This is a genomic window from Streptomyces sp. NPDC056479 (genome assembly GCF_042795335.1).
GTDB lineage: Bacteria > Actinomycetota > Actinomycetes > Streptomycetales > Streptomycetaceae > Streptomyces.
The window spans coordinates 956,256-970,692 of sequence record NZ_JBHTRZ010000001.1; the positions used below are offsets into that span (position 1 = coordinate 956,256).

Sequence of the window (14,437 nt, forward strand, 5' to 3'; positions counted from 1 at the left end):
GGAATGGTTTCTGTGCCGGGCCGGCCATGGGGGAATGGACACGCCGTGCGACAGCGGTGCGCACCGACGTATCGGGGCCCGCTGTCCCTGTGGACTTGACGCGCCACTGAGCAGGCGGGCAGGCATTCCGGCCGCACATCATTCACACCCTTCATGCAGACCAGGGGAAGGTGCATGAGGTACTTCCGTCTGCTCGTCCTGGGCAACGGCATCTCGGCGTACGGCAGTTACCTGAACATGGTGGCGCTGAACGTCTTCGTCTACGACGCCACGGGCAGCGCGCTGGCCGCCGGGCTCTTCATGGCCGTACGGCTCGCGACGAGCGTTGTGTCCGGCTGGGTGAGCGGGCGTCTGGTCTCGGCGTACGACCGCAAACGGCTGATGGTCGGCGCCGACCTGTGCCAGGCGGTGGCGCTGCTGACGCTGCTGCTCGCGCCCGACGGCATGCGCGTGGGCCTGCTCTACGCCCTCGCCGTGGTCACGGGCGGCTGCTCGACGCTGTCCCAGGTGGCGCTGCGCAGCAGCATCCCGGAGATCGTCGGGGCGGAGCACCGGGTGCGCGCCAACGGGCTGCTGGTGACGGGGCGTTCGCTCGCCATGATCGCCGGGTTCGCCTCGTCGGGCGTGGTGGTGGCGCAGGTCGGGTACTCCGCCGCGTTCGCGCTGGACGCCGCCACCTTCCTGGTCTCCGCGACGGTGCTGTTCCTGCTGCCCGTGCGGACCAAGGCCGCCGCGGCCGGCTCCGGCACCGCGGACGCTTCGGGCGCCGCCCGCTGGACCGCCCGGCTGCTGCTCGGTACGGCGCCGGTGCTGATGGCGATGATCGCCATCCGGGCGGTGGACGGACTGGGATCCTCCTCCCACAACGTCGCCCTGCCGATCTACTCCAGCGGCCTCGACCCCGACCATCCGGCCACGTTCATCAGCCAGTTCTGGGCCACATGGGCCATCGGCAACATCGTCGCCCAGCAGGTGATCGGCCGGCTCACCAAGAAGAGCGGGCGGACACCGGGGGAGCGGGCCTTCGCGCTCGGCGCCTGTGTGATGTCGGCCGGGTTCATCGTGGTGTTCTGCGGGCTACCGACCGTGCCCGCCGTCAGCGCCGCTCTCGTCGCCGGAGCCGCCGACGGATTCACCGAGATCGTCTACGTGTCGCGGCTCCAGGCCGCACCCGACGACCAGCGCGGGCGGCTCTTCGGACTCTCCGCCTCGGCCGAGAACACCGGCTTCGGCCTCGGCATGCTCGTGAGCGGCGCGCTGCTGGAGACGTTCTCACCGCTGCAGGTGGTGGCCGCCTTCCACGGCTTGGCGATCGCACTGTGTCTGGCCCTGCTGCTGTTGCTCGTCGGAAGGGCCGGCAAGCGTGACCCCGCCGTCGAGGAAACGGCCGCCCCTGACGCATCGACGGTGACGGAAGGACGCGGCTGATGGCCACCAGCGACCCCGACCCGCGGATGGCCGTGATCGGCATGGCCTTCCGGCTGCCCGGCGCCGACACCCCGGAGGAGCTCTGGCGCCTCGTCCATGACGGCACGGACCGCATCACCCGGTTCACGCAGGAGGAACTGGCCGCCGCCGGCGTCCCCGAAGAGGAGTACCGGGCACCGGACTTCGTCGGCGCCTCCGGTGTCCTGGACGACATCGCAGGCTTCGATGCCCAGCACTTCGGGATGAGCGCCCGCGAGGCCCGGCTCACCGACCCCCAGCACCGCATGTTCCTGGAGTGCGCCCAGCACGCCCTGGAGAACGCCGGCCATCCGGACGAGCGCGACGGCACCCGCGTCGGCGTCTACGCCAGCACCGGCTACCACCTGTACACGCTCCAGAACTACCTCCTCAACAACGTCCTGCCCAGCGAACCCGTCACCGACTGGATGGCGGGCATCCAGATCACCGTCGGCAACTACGCCGACTTCACCGCCACCCGCGTCGCCTACCGGCTGGGCCTGACCGGACCCGCCGTCAACGTGCAGACGGGCTGCTCCAGTTCGCTGGTCGCCGTGCAGTCCGCCGCTCAGTCACTGCTCATGGGCGACTGCGACGTCGCCCTCGTCGGCGCCACCGCCGTCCATGTGCCGCAGGTCCTCGGCTACCGGTACGTCAAGGGCTCGATCCTCTCCAAGTCGGGCCGCCTGCGGGCCTTCGACGCGGGCGCCGACGGCACCGTGGGCGGGACCGGCGTCCTGGCCGTCGTACTGAAACGGCTGGAGCGGGCCGTCGCCGACGGCGACACGATCCACGGGGTCGTCCGCGGCTGGGGCATCGGCAACGACGGGGCCGACAAGAAGGCGTTCACCGCGCCCAGCGCACAGGGGCAGCGCGCCGCCATCCGCCAGGCCCTGCGGCGCGCCGGCGTCCGCGCCGACACCATCGGCTACCTGGAGACCCACGGCACCGGCACGCTCAAGGGCGACCCCATCGAGTTCGACGGCGCCACCCTCGCCTACCGCGAGGACACCGACCGCACCGGCTACTGCGCCCTCGGCTCGACCAAGGCCAACATCGGCCATCTCGACGCGGCCTCAGGACTGGCCGGACTCGTCAAGACCCTGCTGGTCCTGAAGCACGGCGTCATCCCGCCCATGGCGAACTTCAGCGAGCCCAACCCCGCCCTCGACCTCGACCACAGCCCCTTCCACATCCCCCGCACCGCACAGCCGTGGCCCGACGGCGACGTGCCCCGCCGCGCCGGCCTGACCTCGCTCGGCGTCGGCGGCACCAACGTCCACCTGATCCTGGAACAGGCACCCGCCCCCGCGCCCCGGACCGACGCCGCCACCCCGGCGGACGTGCTGCTGGTCTCCGCGAGCGGCGCGGACGCGCTCGCGGACAACGCCCGTGCCCTGAGCGACCGGTTACGGCAGGCGCCCGAACCGCACCTGGCGGACCTCGTCACCACCGCCGCCCTCGGCCGGTCCCACGGCCGACACCGGCTCGCGGTCAGGGGCTCCACCCCGGCGGCCCTCGCGGACGCCCTCGACACCTGGCTCGCCGGGACCGCGGGGGCGGAGGCGACCACCGGGACGGCGCCGCAGGAAGGCCCCGCACGCGTGGCGTTCCAGTTCACCGGACAGGGCAGTCAGTACCCGGGCATGGCCGCCGCCCTTCACGAGCGGTTTCCCGTCGCGCGGGAGGTGCTCGACGCCTGCGAGCATCACTACCGCGAGCTCACCGGGTCCCGGCTCTTCAGCGACGAGGCAGCGGCCGACGGGGCGCAGCAGGACACGGACACCGCGCAACCCGCGCTGTTCGCCCTCCAGTGCGCCCTGGTCCGGCTGTGGCGCGAGACCGGCGTCGAGCCGTACGCCGTCACCGGACACAGCGTCGGCGAGTACGCCGCGCTGTACGCGGCCGGCGCCCTCTCCCTCGACGACGGTCTGCGCCTCACCATCGAGCGCGGCCGGCTGATGCAGCGGCGCTGCGCCCCCGGCGCGATGGTGGCGGCACCGCTCGACCGGGCGGCCGCCCTCGCCCTGGCCGCCGAGATACCCGGTCTGGAGCCGGCCGTGACCAACGGGCCCCGCGCCCAGGTGCTCGCGGGAACGGTCGAGGCCGTGGACCGTGCGTGCGCCCTGCTGGACGACCGAGGCACTCCGGGCCGGCGCCTGCCGGTGACCCGCGCCTTCCACACCGCCCTGATGGAACCGATGCTCGAAGAGTTCCGGAAGGTACTCGCCGACGTGGCCCTGCGGCCGGTGCGCATCCCGTTCGTCAGCGCTCTGGACGGGGTGACCCGCCCGCCCGGCTGGACTCCCGACGCCGAGCACTTCGTACGGCACACGCGCGAACCCGTCCGTTTCGACCTGGCGTTGCACGGTATCGGGGCACAACAGCCCGACGTACTGCTGGAGATCGGGCCGCACACCACCCTCAGCGGTCTGGCCCGCCGGGCGCTTCCCGCCGTGCGGTCGCTGCCGTCCCTGCGACGCGGCACCGGCCTCGGCTCCCTCTGGGGGGCCGCCGCGGGGCTGCACTGCGCGGGGGCGGACGTCGACTGGCGGGTGCTCCTGGCCGGCGGCGGAGGCAGACGCATCCCCCTGCCCGGATACCGGTTCCAGCACAGGGACCACTGGACGGGGCCGGGATTGACGGCCCTGAGCACGAGAACAGCAGCGAGAGAGGGAGCCGAAGTGGTTCAGCAAGAGGCAGCGGTCGAGCGGGTACTCCACGGCATCGTCCACACGACCGCCCGGCACCTCGGCGAGGATCCGACCGTGATCGTCGCCGACGCGTCCTTCTTCGACCTCGGCGCCGACTCGCTGCAGATGATCAGCGTGCTGCGCGAACTGGAGCAGGAGCACCAGGTCAAGGTGTCCATGCGCCAGCTCTTCGAGGAGACGGGGACGCCGCGGCGGCTCGCGGAGTTCATCGCCGCGCGGATGCCGGGGGCCCTCGGGCCGGAGTCACCCCGGCCGACGACCGCACCCGAGCCCGTGCCGGCGCCCGCGCCCGTGATTGCCGCGCCACCCGCGCCCGTAGCCGCCCCCGACGCCCCCGTCCCCGCTCCCGAATACGCCACCCGCGAGGAGCTGGAGGACCTCGCCCACAAGATCCACCAGATGTCCCAGATACAGCTCCAGATGATGTCCCAGCTCTCCCAGCTGCTCGCGCTCCAGACCGCCGCCGCCACCGACCGGCTCAACGGCAAGGTGGCCAAGTGACCGGCCTGAACGGCATATCCGCCGCACTCGACCGCGACCTCGCGGCGATGACCGAGCTCTCACAGCGCATCGCCGAACAGATGGGCGCCGACGCGCCCGCCCCTCAGCCGCCCCGCGTGCACGGCCCCCGGGTGACGGTCCCGCGCACCTCCGGCATGGTGCGGGAGGCCGCCCCGCAGACCCAGCAGGAGCACCTGGCCGACCTCGTACGCCGCTACACCGCCAGGACGCCGACCTCCAAGCGGATCGCCCAGCGCTACCGTCGCGTCCTCGCCGACAGCCGTGCCGTGGTCGGCTTCCGCAGCGGCACCAAGGAGATGCTGTACCCCATCGCCGGCCACCGGGCGAGCGGGGCGCGGCTCCAGGACGTGGACGGCAACGAGTACGTCGACATCACCATGGGCTTCGGCGTCCTCCTCTTCGGCCATGAACCGGACTTCGTCACCGAGGCCGTCCGCGAGCACCTCTCCCGCGGCATCCAGCTCGGCCCGCGCAACGTCGAGACCGGCGAGGCTGCGGAACTCCTCGCCGAACTCACCGGGTCGGAGCGCGTGGCGTTCGCCAACTCCGGTACGGAGGCGAACTCGGCGGCCATCCGCCTGGCCCGCGCCGCCACCGGCCGCGACAAGATCGTCACCTTCCTGGGCGGGTACCACGGCCACGCCGACAACGTCCTCGGCCGCCCCTCCGGGGCCGGCGCCGACCGCACGACCGTGCCGGTCTCCCGAGGCATCCCGCAGTCCGCCGTCGCCGATCTGCTGGTGCTCGACTACGGCAGCGACGCCGCCCTGGAGGCCATCGAACGCCAGGCCGGCGAGATCGCCGCCGTCGTCGTCGAGCCGGTGCAGAGCAGGCACCCCGCACTCCAACCGGTCGAGTTCGTAAGGAAGCTGCGGGAGCTGACCCGCCGACACGGCATCGTGCTGCTCTTCGACGAGATGCTGACCGGCTTCCGCCCCGCCCCGCGCGGCGCACAGGAGCTGTACGGCGTCACCCCCGACCTCGCCACGTACGGCAAGCTCCTCGGCGGCGGCTTCCCCATCGGCGCCATCGCGGGCCGCGCGGACATCATGGACGGCGTCGACGGCGGCCACTGGTCGTACGGCGACGACAGCTACCCGCCCGCCGACACCACCTTCTTCGGCGGTACGTACATCCAGCACCCGGTCTCGATGGTGGCCGCGCGCGCCGTACTGACCCACCTCAAGGAGCACAGCCCGCACCTGCAGGAGCGGCTCAACGCGCGGACCGCCGAACTGGCCACGACGCTCAACGGCTTCTTCGAGGCCGAGGAGTACCCGCTGAGGATCAGCCACTTCGGTTCACAGTTCCGCTTCGAGCACCGCGCCGACATGGAACTCCTGTACCACCACCTCATGCTGCGCGGTGTGCATGTGTGGGAGTGGCGCAACTTCTTCCTGTCCACCGCCCACTCCGACGGCGACATCGAGTTCGTCGCGGACGCCGTACGGGACTCGCTGCGCGAGCTGCGGTCGGCGGGCTTCTTCCCGGGCGGACGGCCCGTGGCCCCGAAGGCCGCGCCACCCGAGCCGGTGCCGCAGGAGCCCGCTCCGGTCGCCGTGGCCTCCATGGCCTGGAACGCCGCGGCCGTCACCGGATCCCGCACGGCACGCCCCGTGAGCGAACCCGCCGCGCGTACCACCGACTTCAGCGTCTACTTCTTCGGCGACTACCCGCAGGACGCCTCAGAGCCCCGGCACGGCCAGTACGAACTCCTCATGGACGTCGCCCGATTCGCCGACCGGCACGGCTTTCACGCGCTGTGGATGCCCGAGCGCCACTTCCACTCCTTCGGCGGCCTCTTTCCCAACCCTGCGGTGCTCGCCGCCGCGCTGTCCCGCGAGACCGAACGCATCCGGCTCAACGCGGGCTCGGTCGTCCTGCCGCTCCACGACCCCATCCGGGTCGCCGAGGAGTGGTCGATGGTCGACAACCTCTCCGGCGGGCGCGTGGGCATCGGTGTCGCCAGCGGCTGGAGCGCGAACGACTTCGTCTTCTTCCCGGACCGTTTCGGCCGGCACAAGGAGCTGATGTACGAACAGCTGGAGGAGGTACGGAAGTTCTGGCGGGGCGACGCCCTGCGCCGGACCAGCGGCGACGGCGAAGCCGAGGTACGGCTCTTCCCCCGGCCGGTGCAGGACGTCCCGCCGATGTACACCGCGGTGGTCGGCAACCCCGCCTCGTACGAACTCGCCGCCCGCCACGACCTGGGCATCGTCACCAACCTGATGACCCAGAGCGTGGAGCAGCTCCAGGACAACATCGCCCTGTACCGGCGCACCCGGGCCGCGCACGGCCTGGACCCGGACGCCGGGCGGGTGGCCGTCCTGCTGCACACCTATCTCGCGCCGGACCACGACACCGCGCGGGCCGAGGCCTACGAGCCGCTGTCCCGCTATATGCGCGCGTCCCTGTCCGTGTTCAGCGGCGTCACCAACAGCCTCGGGCACAGCATCGACCTGGCCGAGCTCAGCGAGGACGACCTGGATGCCGTGTTCCGCCGCGCCTACGGCCGCTACTGCGACCAGCGTGCCCTGATCGGCACGGTGGACAGCGTGCGGCCGGTGGTGGAGGCGGTGACGGCGGCGGGCGCCGACGAGATCGTCGCCCTCGTCGACTTCGGAGTGGCGCAGGACGCGCTGCGTGGAGGCCTGCCGCACCTGGACGCCTTGCGCCGCCGCCACCGACGACGCACCGAGGACCGCCCGGAACCCGCTGCCGCTGAGATCGCCCCCGCCGACGCGCCCTTGTCGCCCGGCCAGGAACGGATCTGGTTCCTGGAGCGGCTGCTCCCGGGGCGTACCGCCTACAACGAGATCAAGGCGATCCGCCTCGACGGCCCGCTCGACGTGCCCGCCCTGCATGCCGCGCTGCGCGGCGTCGTGGCCCGGCACGAGGGGCTGCGCACCGTCTTCCGGGAGATCGGGGGCGAGCCGCGCCAGGTGGTGCGGCCCGCGGCCGAACCGGACTTCGCCGTCGTGGATGCCACCGGCACCGGCGGTGCCAGGACCACGCTCCGGGACGTCCTGTCGGCCGAGAGCGCACGCCGCTTCGACCTGGCCGACGGCCCGCTGTTCGTCACGCGGCTGGTCAGGCTCGCCGAGGCCGAGCACGTCCTGGTGCTGTCCCTGCACCACATCGTCGTCGACGCGGCCTCCGCCACCGTCCTCGCCCGCGACCTCTCCGCCCTCTACCGGGCCGAACGCGACGGAACCGCACCCGACCTCCCCGCCCTCACCTGGTCCTACGCCGACCACGCCAGGGAACAGGCGGCGTCCGCGCACGGCCCCGAGGCCGACGAGGACCTGGTCCACTGGCGCCGCGTCCTCGGCGGCGAGCTGCCCGCGCTCGCCCTGCCCGCCGACCGGCCGCGCCCGGCCACGATGACCTCCAACGGCCGGGCCGTCTTCCACACCTTGGATCCCGAACTCTCCGACCGACTGCGCGAGTTGAGCCGCGCCCGCCGCGGCACCCTGTTCATGACCCTGCTCGCCGGATACGCGGCGATGCTGCACCGGGTCACGGGACAGACGGACCTAGTCGTCGGCACCCCCATCTCGGACCGGCCCGAGCGGGCCGAGCATGTGCTCGGCTTCTTCGTGAACACGCTCGCCCTGCGCCTCGACCTGTCCGGAGACCCCACGTTCGCCACACTCCTGGACCGGGTGCGAACGGTCGCCCTCGACGCCTACGACCACGCCCGGGTGCCCTTCGAGCGGGTGGTGCGCGAACTCGACCCACCGAGGGCGGTCGACCGGACGCCGGTGTTCCAGGCGTTCGCCGAGTTCCAGCGGGCCGAGCCGTTCCGCTTCGACCTGCCCGGCCTTGAGGCCACACCCCTCGACGCCGGACCGGACAAGTCCCTGACGGATCTGACCGTCTACTTCACCGATCAGCCGCACGGCGTGCGCTGCCATCTGGAGTACAACACCGACCTGTTCGACCCGCAGACGGTCGACCGGTTCTTCGCCACCCTCCGTGACCTGCTCGCCACTGCGGTCGAAACGCCGGACGTACCGCTGTCCCGGCTCGCCCCGGCAGTGGTCGAGGGGGAGCCCGTGCCGGCGGCCTGGCAACGCGGCCCGTCCCGTCCGCTCGCCGACACCACCGTCCACGACCTCGTCGCCCGTCAGGCGGCCGCGACGCCGGGCGGTACGGCCGTGATCAGCGGCGATGTCCGACTGACGTATCGCCAACTCGACGATCGGGCGGAGCGGTTGGCAGCCGTCCTGCGGGAACAGCACCCCGCGGGTGACGGTGAGATCGCCTTGTGGCTGCCCCGCTCCGCCGACCTCGTCGTCGCCATGCTCGCCGTGCTCAAGGCGGGCTGCGCGTATGTGCCGTTGGACCCGTCCCTCGGCCGGGTGCGCGCCGAGCAGATCATCGCCGAGTGCGGCGCCCGGATCGTGGTGTCGACGCGCGAGGAGGCGGCAGCCCTGAAGCTGCCCGCGGACGTGACCGTCGTACCGCCCGACGCGACCGTGCCACACCCCGCACGCGCCGCGTCCCGCACCGACAGCCACTCGCCCTGCTGCGTCCTTTACACCTCGGGCAGCACCGGTACCCCCAAGGGCGTCGTCGTGCCGCACCGCGGTGTCGTCGACCTGTGCGAATGGCACCACCGGCGCTTCGCCTGCACCCCGGCCGACCGAAGCTCCGTCGTGTGCAGCCAGAGTTTCGACGCCTCGCTCCTGGAGATCTGGCCGGCCCTGACCGCGGGGGCGTCGGTGACGTTCGCCGACGAGGAGATTCGCAGGGACCCGCTGGCCCTGGCGCGGTGGTACGCCGAGCAGGGCGTCACCTTCTCCATCCTGCCCACCGCCCTCGGCGAACAGGTGCTGCGGCTGCCACCTCGCGACCAGCCGCCCCTGCGGCAGCTGCTGCTCGGCGGAGACGTACTGCGCACCCGGCCGCGTCCCGAGGCGCAGTACGAGACCGTGAACGTGTACGGGCCCACCGAGATCACCGTCCTGTGCAGCACGGAGACCGTGACCCCGCAGGGCGAGGACCCCGCCCCGCCCATCGCCGTCGGACGCCCGGTCGACAACGTACGGCTGAGCGTGCTGGACGAGTCGGGCGACCCGGTCCCCGTCGGCGCGGTGGGGGAGTTGTACGTCGCCGGGCCGGGCGTGGCCCTCGGCTATCTGCACCGCCCCGAACTCACTTCGGACCGTTTCCTGCCGGATCCGGGTGCCGCTCCGGACGCGCGCCGGTATCGCACGGGCGACCTGGTCCGCTGGACCGCCGACGGGAAACTGGAGTTCTGCGGCCGGGCCGACGACCAGGTGAAGATCCGTGGCTTCCGGGTCGAGCCGGAGGAGGTCTCCCGTGTGCTCAACGCCCTCGACGGCGTCCGCGAGGCGGCCGTACTGGCCCGGCGCAACGACCGGGGCGAGGCATATCTCGCGGCCTACGCCGTGCCCGCCGACCCTGTCGGCACGGCGGCCGACGACCGTCAGGCCTGCGCCGACCTCCTGGCCGAGGAACTGGCGGCCCGGCTGCCGGAGTACCTCGTGCCGCGCGCCTGGCGCATCCCGCCCGCGCTGCCCGTGACGGGCAACGGCAAGCTGGACCGGTCCGCGCTCCCGGCACCGGACCTCGTCACCACGGCACCGAGCCGCAGGCCGAGCGCCGGCGGGGAGCCGGCAGCCGGTCACCGGACGGACGTCGAGCTTCGAGTACGGCGCATGTGGGCGGACGAGTTCGGGATCGATGCCGACGGCATCAGGGACGACGCCTCGTTCTTCGATCTCGGCGGCCACTCGATCACGGCGATGCGGCTGGTCAACCGCGTCCGCGAGGAGTTCGGCACCGAGTACCCGATGCTGGGCTTCTACCAGGACCCGACCCTGCGCGCCATGACGGCCCAACTGGCCGGAACGGTACAGGATGTGACGGCCAGCCATTGCGGCGAGGCCGCTGTGGAACGCCGTGCGCCCGCCACCGCGCAGCAGTCCCGCTTCGCCACGGTCCACGCCGACCACCTGCTCCCACAGGTCTTCAACGTCGCCCTGCGGATCACCTTCTCCGGTGACCTGGACGCGGTGGCCCTGCGGACCGCCCTGACCCGGCTCGTCGAGCGGCACGAGGGACTGCGGACCCGCCTGGCCCGCAGCGGGGACGGCTGGGAGCAACAGGTGCTGCGGGCCCGGCCGGTGGAACTGCCGGTCGAGGACCTCACCGGGCGGCCACCGGAGGAGCTCCGGTCCGACGTGGAACGGGCCAGCGCCGAGGCCGCCGAGACCCCGCTGGATCCCATGGCGGGCATCCCGATGACGCAGCGCCTGCTGCGTACCGGCGAGCGCACCTGGGTCCTGCTGCTGGTGCTGCACCACTCCGCCTGCGACGGCTGGTCCGTCAGCCTGCTCCTGAAGGAACTGGCCGCGCTCTACGGCTCGGCGTCGACGGGCGAACCCGACAGTCTTCCGCCGGTGGAATGCCAGCCCGTGACGTACGCGCAATGGCAGTCGGAGCAGGCCGACCAGGCCGCCGACGAAAGGAAGCTGGAGTTCTGGCTGCGCGAGCTCGACGGAGTGCCGTTCACCGTCGGTCTGCCGCTGGACCGGCCCCGTCCGAAGAGCGCGAGCGGACGCGGCGGCGCCGTGATGTTCACCGTGCCGGCCGAGGTACGGACCGCCGTCGAGCGGCTTGCGAGAGCGCGGCGGACGACACCCTTCGCGGTCACCGCGGCTGCTCTGGGCCGGATGCTCGCACAGAAGTCCGGGCAGTCCGACGTCGTGTTCAACGTCTCCTACGCCAACCGTGAGCGCCGCGAGTTCGAGTCCCTGCTGGCGTGCACGGTCACCGGCTTCGCGCTGCCGGTGCGGGACGGGGCCGCGGATTCCTTCGCCGCGCTGACGGACCAGGTCGCCCGTACGACGGTGGAGTGCATGGACCGTGCCATGCCGGTGCGCCGGATCGCCCCGGCGATGCGGGAGCGCAGGGGAGTCGACGTACCGGACCGGCTGGACGTCGGCTTCGCCTACCAGAGCTCGCTGGAGGCGGAGGTAGAACTGCCCGGTCTGACCACGGCCATCGAGGACCTCGCACCCGCCGCCGCCCGGACGGAACTCAGTGTCGGGCTCGTTCCGGCCGGGGACGAACTCAAGGGATTCGTCGAGTACTCGTCCGACCTGTGGGACCGCGGCACCATCGAGGGCTGGACCCGCGACTACGTCGCCCTCCTGCGCGAGGAGGTCGACCGGGCGCTGGAGCAGTGAACCCGTGGGCGTCCGCCGTCCCGCAGCCGGACGGCGGACGCTCACGCCGCGCTGCTGCTCCTCGGCATCCAGTGCCGGCAGGTCATTTCGTGCTCGGTGCCGAGACTCGTCCACCACCGCTCGCAGCACGCGGAGTCGAGCTCCGCCCGCACGATCGCCTCGGCGGCATCGCCGCCGCCACGCGAGGCCCGCGCGATCAGATCCAGCAGGATCCGCCGCTGTTCACCGATCACCGTCTCCCGGACCACGGCGATGACCGGCACGAGACCGGCGGCCGCGAACAGACAGGCGGCCCACATCGGGCCGAACCGGAATTCGAGGATCGAGGTCCAGGCGAGCCCCGCGCTCGTGGCGATGTAGAGGACACACAGCAGGCGGCTGGAGCAGTTCATGGGGGTACACCGTCCTTGAGGCGGGTCGATTCCCTCTGTCCAACTGCTCACGGCCCTCGTGGATTCGGGTGATTTTTCCCACCGTGACCGACGAGGCCCGGACCGCCGGGAATGACTAGGCGTCGACCATGGATTTCCCCTGGAACGCGGAGCGATAGGAGTGCGGCGTCGTGCCGACCACCCGGCGGAACCGTTCACGGAAGGCCGTGGGGGAGCCGAACCCGGCCTGGCGGGCGATCCGCTCGACCGGATGGTCGCTGTTCTCCAGCAGATACTGGGCCCGCCGCACCCGCGCCCGCAGCAGCCACTGCAGGGGAGTGGTGCCGGTCTGCTCACGGAACCGGCGACCGAAGGTGCGCTCGCTCATCCCCGAGCGCTCCGCCATCGCCCCGATGGTGATCTCGCCCGCGAGATTGTCCTCGATCCACTCCAGCAGGGGTTCCAGGGCGGAGCCGCGCGGCACGGGCGGATGCTCGTGCACGATGAACTGGGCCTGCCCGCCCTCCCGTTCCAGCGGTACGACGGACATGCGGGCGGTGTGGGCGGCCACGGCCGACCCCAGATCCCGCCGGATCATGTGCAGGCACATGTCCAGTCCCGCGGCGGCTCCGGCGGACGTGAGGATCTGCCCGTTGTCGACGTACAGCACGTCCGGCTCCACATGGATGCCGGGGAAGCGCCGGGCCAGGTCACCGGTGGCCATCCAGTGGGTGGTGGCGCGCATCCCGTCCAGCAGTCCTGCCTCGGCCAGGACGAAGGCGCCCACACACACGGACGCGATGCGCGTGCCGGCTCGCGCGGCCTCCCGCAGCGCCGCCAGGACGGCGGCGGACGGCGGCTCGGTGTCGTCGCAGCCCGGCACGATGATCGTGTCCGCGTCCGCCAGCCCGTCGAGCCCCCGGTCGATCCGCAGAGCGAAGCCCTCCGTGGGCACCTCCGGTGTTTCCGCGCACAGCCGGACCCGGTAGGGACGGCGGCCGTCCGGCAGCCGCGTCCAGCCGAACATCTGGAAGGGCGTCGCCATGTCGAACGGCACCACATTGTCGAGAACCAGGATCGCCACGGTGTGCATGAACGCCACCTTAGGCAGATTCCCGCCATCGACAGAAGTCCAGATCGCAGGGCGAGGTAGTGCTGAGCGGCCAGATATGGGGGTGGCGGAAACCCGTTGGAAGCTGTCATTTCAGCCTCTGTGCGATCAGTCGGAAGATCCCTAACGTGGGCCGGGCCGCCGCCCCACGCGAACCGGGCCCGGCGCCCCGACGCCACGCCGACACGGAGACCGACACCACCCGATGACCAAGATCCTGCTCATCCTTCACGTCCTTGCCGCCATCGTCGCCGTCGGCCCCGTCACCGTCGCCGCCAGCATGTTCCCGCCGGCCGCGCGCCGCGTCCCGGCGGCGGACGGGGCCGTGGCGGTGGGCACCGTCCAGCTGCTGCACCGCGTCTGCCGCCTCTACGCGGCCATCGGGGTCTCGGTCCCCGTCCTCGGCCTGGCCACCGCCCTGGCGATGGGCGTCCTGGGCAGCGGATGGCTCATCACCTCCATCGCCCTGACCGCCGCGGCCGCCGGCCTGCTGATCGCGTTCGTCCTGCCCCGCCAGGAGGAACTTCTGGAGCAACTCAGCGCCCAGCGGCCCGTAGAACGCTCGGCCACGGTCCAACTCGCCGTGGTCACCGGGATCTTCAACCTCCTGTGGGCGACCGTCACCATCCTGATGATCGTCCGGCCCGGCTCGACGACGGGTGCCTGACCGGAAACCGGGCGGCACCCGGCGCCGAGTCGCGGGCCGCGTCAGTGCCGATTCGTCCGCCGTCAAGCGCTCTGGCAGAATTCGTACTTCAGTGTGCGTCGGCGCCTAGAATCGTCAGCCGTGCCCATATGCACACAGGGGCCACGACAGGAAAGGCGCGTTGACGGGTGTTCCAGGATTCCCCCATCTACGACCGGCTCATCGCGGAGCGCGGCGACATCCCCACCCAAGTGCGCAGGGAGGCCGAACGCGTCAGCCGGGAAATGGAGTTCGTGATGCAGCCGGGGCCGCCCCTCGGCCACGCGCCGGCTCCGGTCCGCCCGGCGCCCGCGGCCCCGACCTGGCAGCGCAGCGCCCTGCCGCCCGGCCCGCATCACGGCTGAGCC

7 protein-coding genes are annotated in these 14,437 nt (G+C 72.1%); 5 read left to right on the plus strand and 2 right to left on the minus strand.

The genetic code is table 11. From position 1 onward, the window contains the following. Positions 1-174: 174 nt before the first annotated feature. The 3 genes from ACFQ6S_RS04300 to ACFQ6S_RS04310 are packed head-to-tail and all read left to right on the plus strand — an operon-like array spanning position 175 to position 11,902. Complete coding sequence (locus tag ACFQ6S_RS04300) at positions 175-1,428, plus strand: MFS transporter (protein WP_383403219.1); 1,254 nt, start codon at positions 175-177, stop codon at positions 1,426-1,428. Next, a complete protein-coding gene (locus ACFQ6S_RS04305; protein ID WP_383403222.1) occupies positions 1,428-4,661 on the plus strand; it encodes a type I polyketide synthase in 3,234 nt (1,077 codons plus the stop codon). The genes ACFQ6S_RS04300 and ACFQ6S_RS04305 overlap by 1 nt, the downstream gene beginning before the upstream one ends. Then, entirely contained in the window at positions 4,658-11,902 is a 7,245-nt protein-coding gene (locus ACFQ6S_RS04310; RefSeq protein ID WP_383403225.1) for a MupA/Atu3671 family FMN-dependent luciferase-like monooxygenase, read from the plus strand. The genes ACFQ6S_RS04305 and ACFQ6S_RS04310 overlap by 4 nt, the downstream gene beginning before the upstream one ends. Before the next feature lie 41 nt (positions 11,903-11,943). On the opposite strand, the gene ACFQ6S_RS04315 is transcribed toward ACFQ6S_RS04310, so the two are convergent. Then, positions 11,944-12,294, minus strand: a complete 351-nt coding sequence (locus ACFQ6S_RS04315; protein ID WP_383403228.1) for a hypothetical protein — start codon at positions 12,292-12,294, stop codon at positions 11,944-11,946. Between the two features lie 115 nt (positions 12,295-12,409). After that, the gene (locus tag ACFQ6S_RS04320) at positions 12,410-13,366 is read right to left on the minus strand and encodes a GlxA family transcriptional regulator (protein ID WP_383403231.1); all 957 of its coding nucleotides are present in this window, start codon (positions 13,364-13,366) and stop codon (positions 12,410-12,412) included. A gap of 223 nt (positions 13,367-13,589) precedes the next feature. Between ACFQ6S_RS04320 and ACFQ6S_RS04325 the strand changes: the two genes are divergently transcribed. Both ACFQ6S_RS04325 and ACFQ6S_RS04330 read left to right on the plus strand, forming a co-directional pair. Next, a complete protein-coding gene (locus ACFQ6S_RS04325) occupies positions 13,590-14,051 on the plus strand; it encodes a DUF2269 family protein (protein ID WP_383403234.1) in 462 nt (153 codons plus the stop codon). Positions 14,052-14,218: 167 nt separating this feature from the next. Next, positions 14,219-14,434 (plus strand): hypothetical protein, encoded by a 216-nt coding sequence (locus ACFQ6S_RS04330; protein ID WP_383403237.1) that lies wholly within the window; start codon positions 14,219-14,221, stop codon positions 14,432-14,434. Positions 14,435-14,437 lie beyond the last annotated feature (3 nt).

Excerpts from the sequence above, each read along its gene's own strand:
- ACFQ6S_RS04300 (WP_383403219.1), top strand. The coding sequence starts at position 175 with ATGAGGTACTTCCGTCTGCTCGTCCTGGGCAACGGCATCTCGGCGTAC.
- ACFQ6S_RS04305 (WP_383403222.1), top strand. The coding sequence starts at position 1,428 with ATGGCCACCAGCGACCCCGACCCGCGGATGGCCGTGATCGGCATGGCC.
- ACFQ6S_RS04315 (WP_383403228.1), bottom strand. The coding sequence starts at position 12,294 with ATGAACTGCTCCAGCCGCCTGCTGTGTGTCCTCTACATCGCCACGAGC.
- ACFQ6S_RS04320 (WP_383403231.1), bottom strand. The coding sequence starts at position 13,366 with ATGCACACCGTGGCGATCCTGGTTCTCGACAATGTGGTGCCGTTCGAC.
- ACFQ6S_RS04325 (WP_383403234.1), top strand. The coding sequence starts at position 13,590 with ATGACCAAGATCCTGCTCATCCTTCACGTCCTTGCCGCCATCGTCGCC.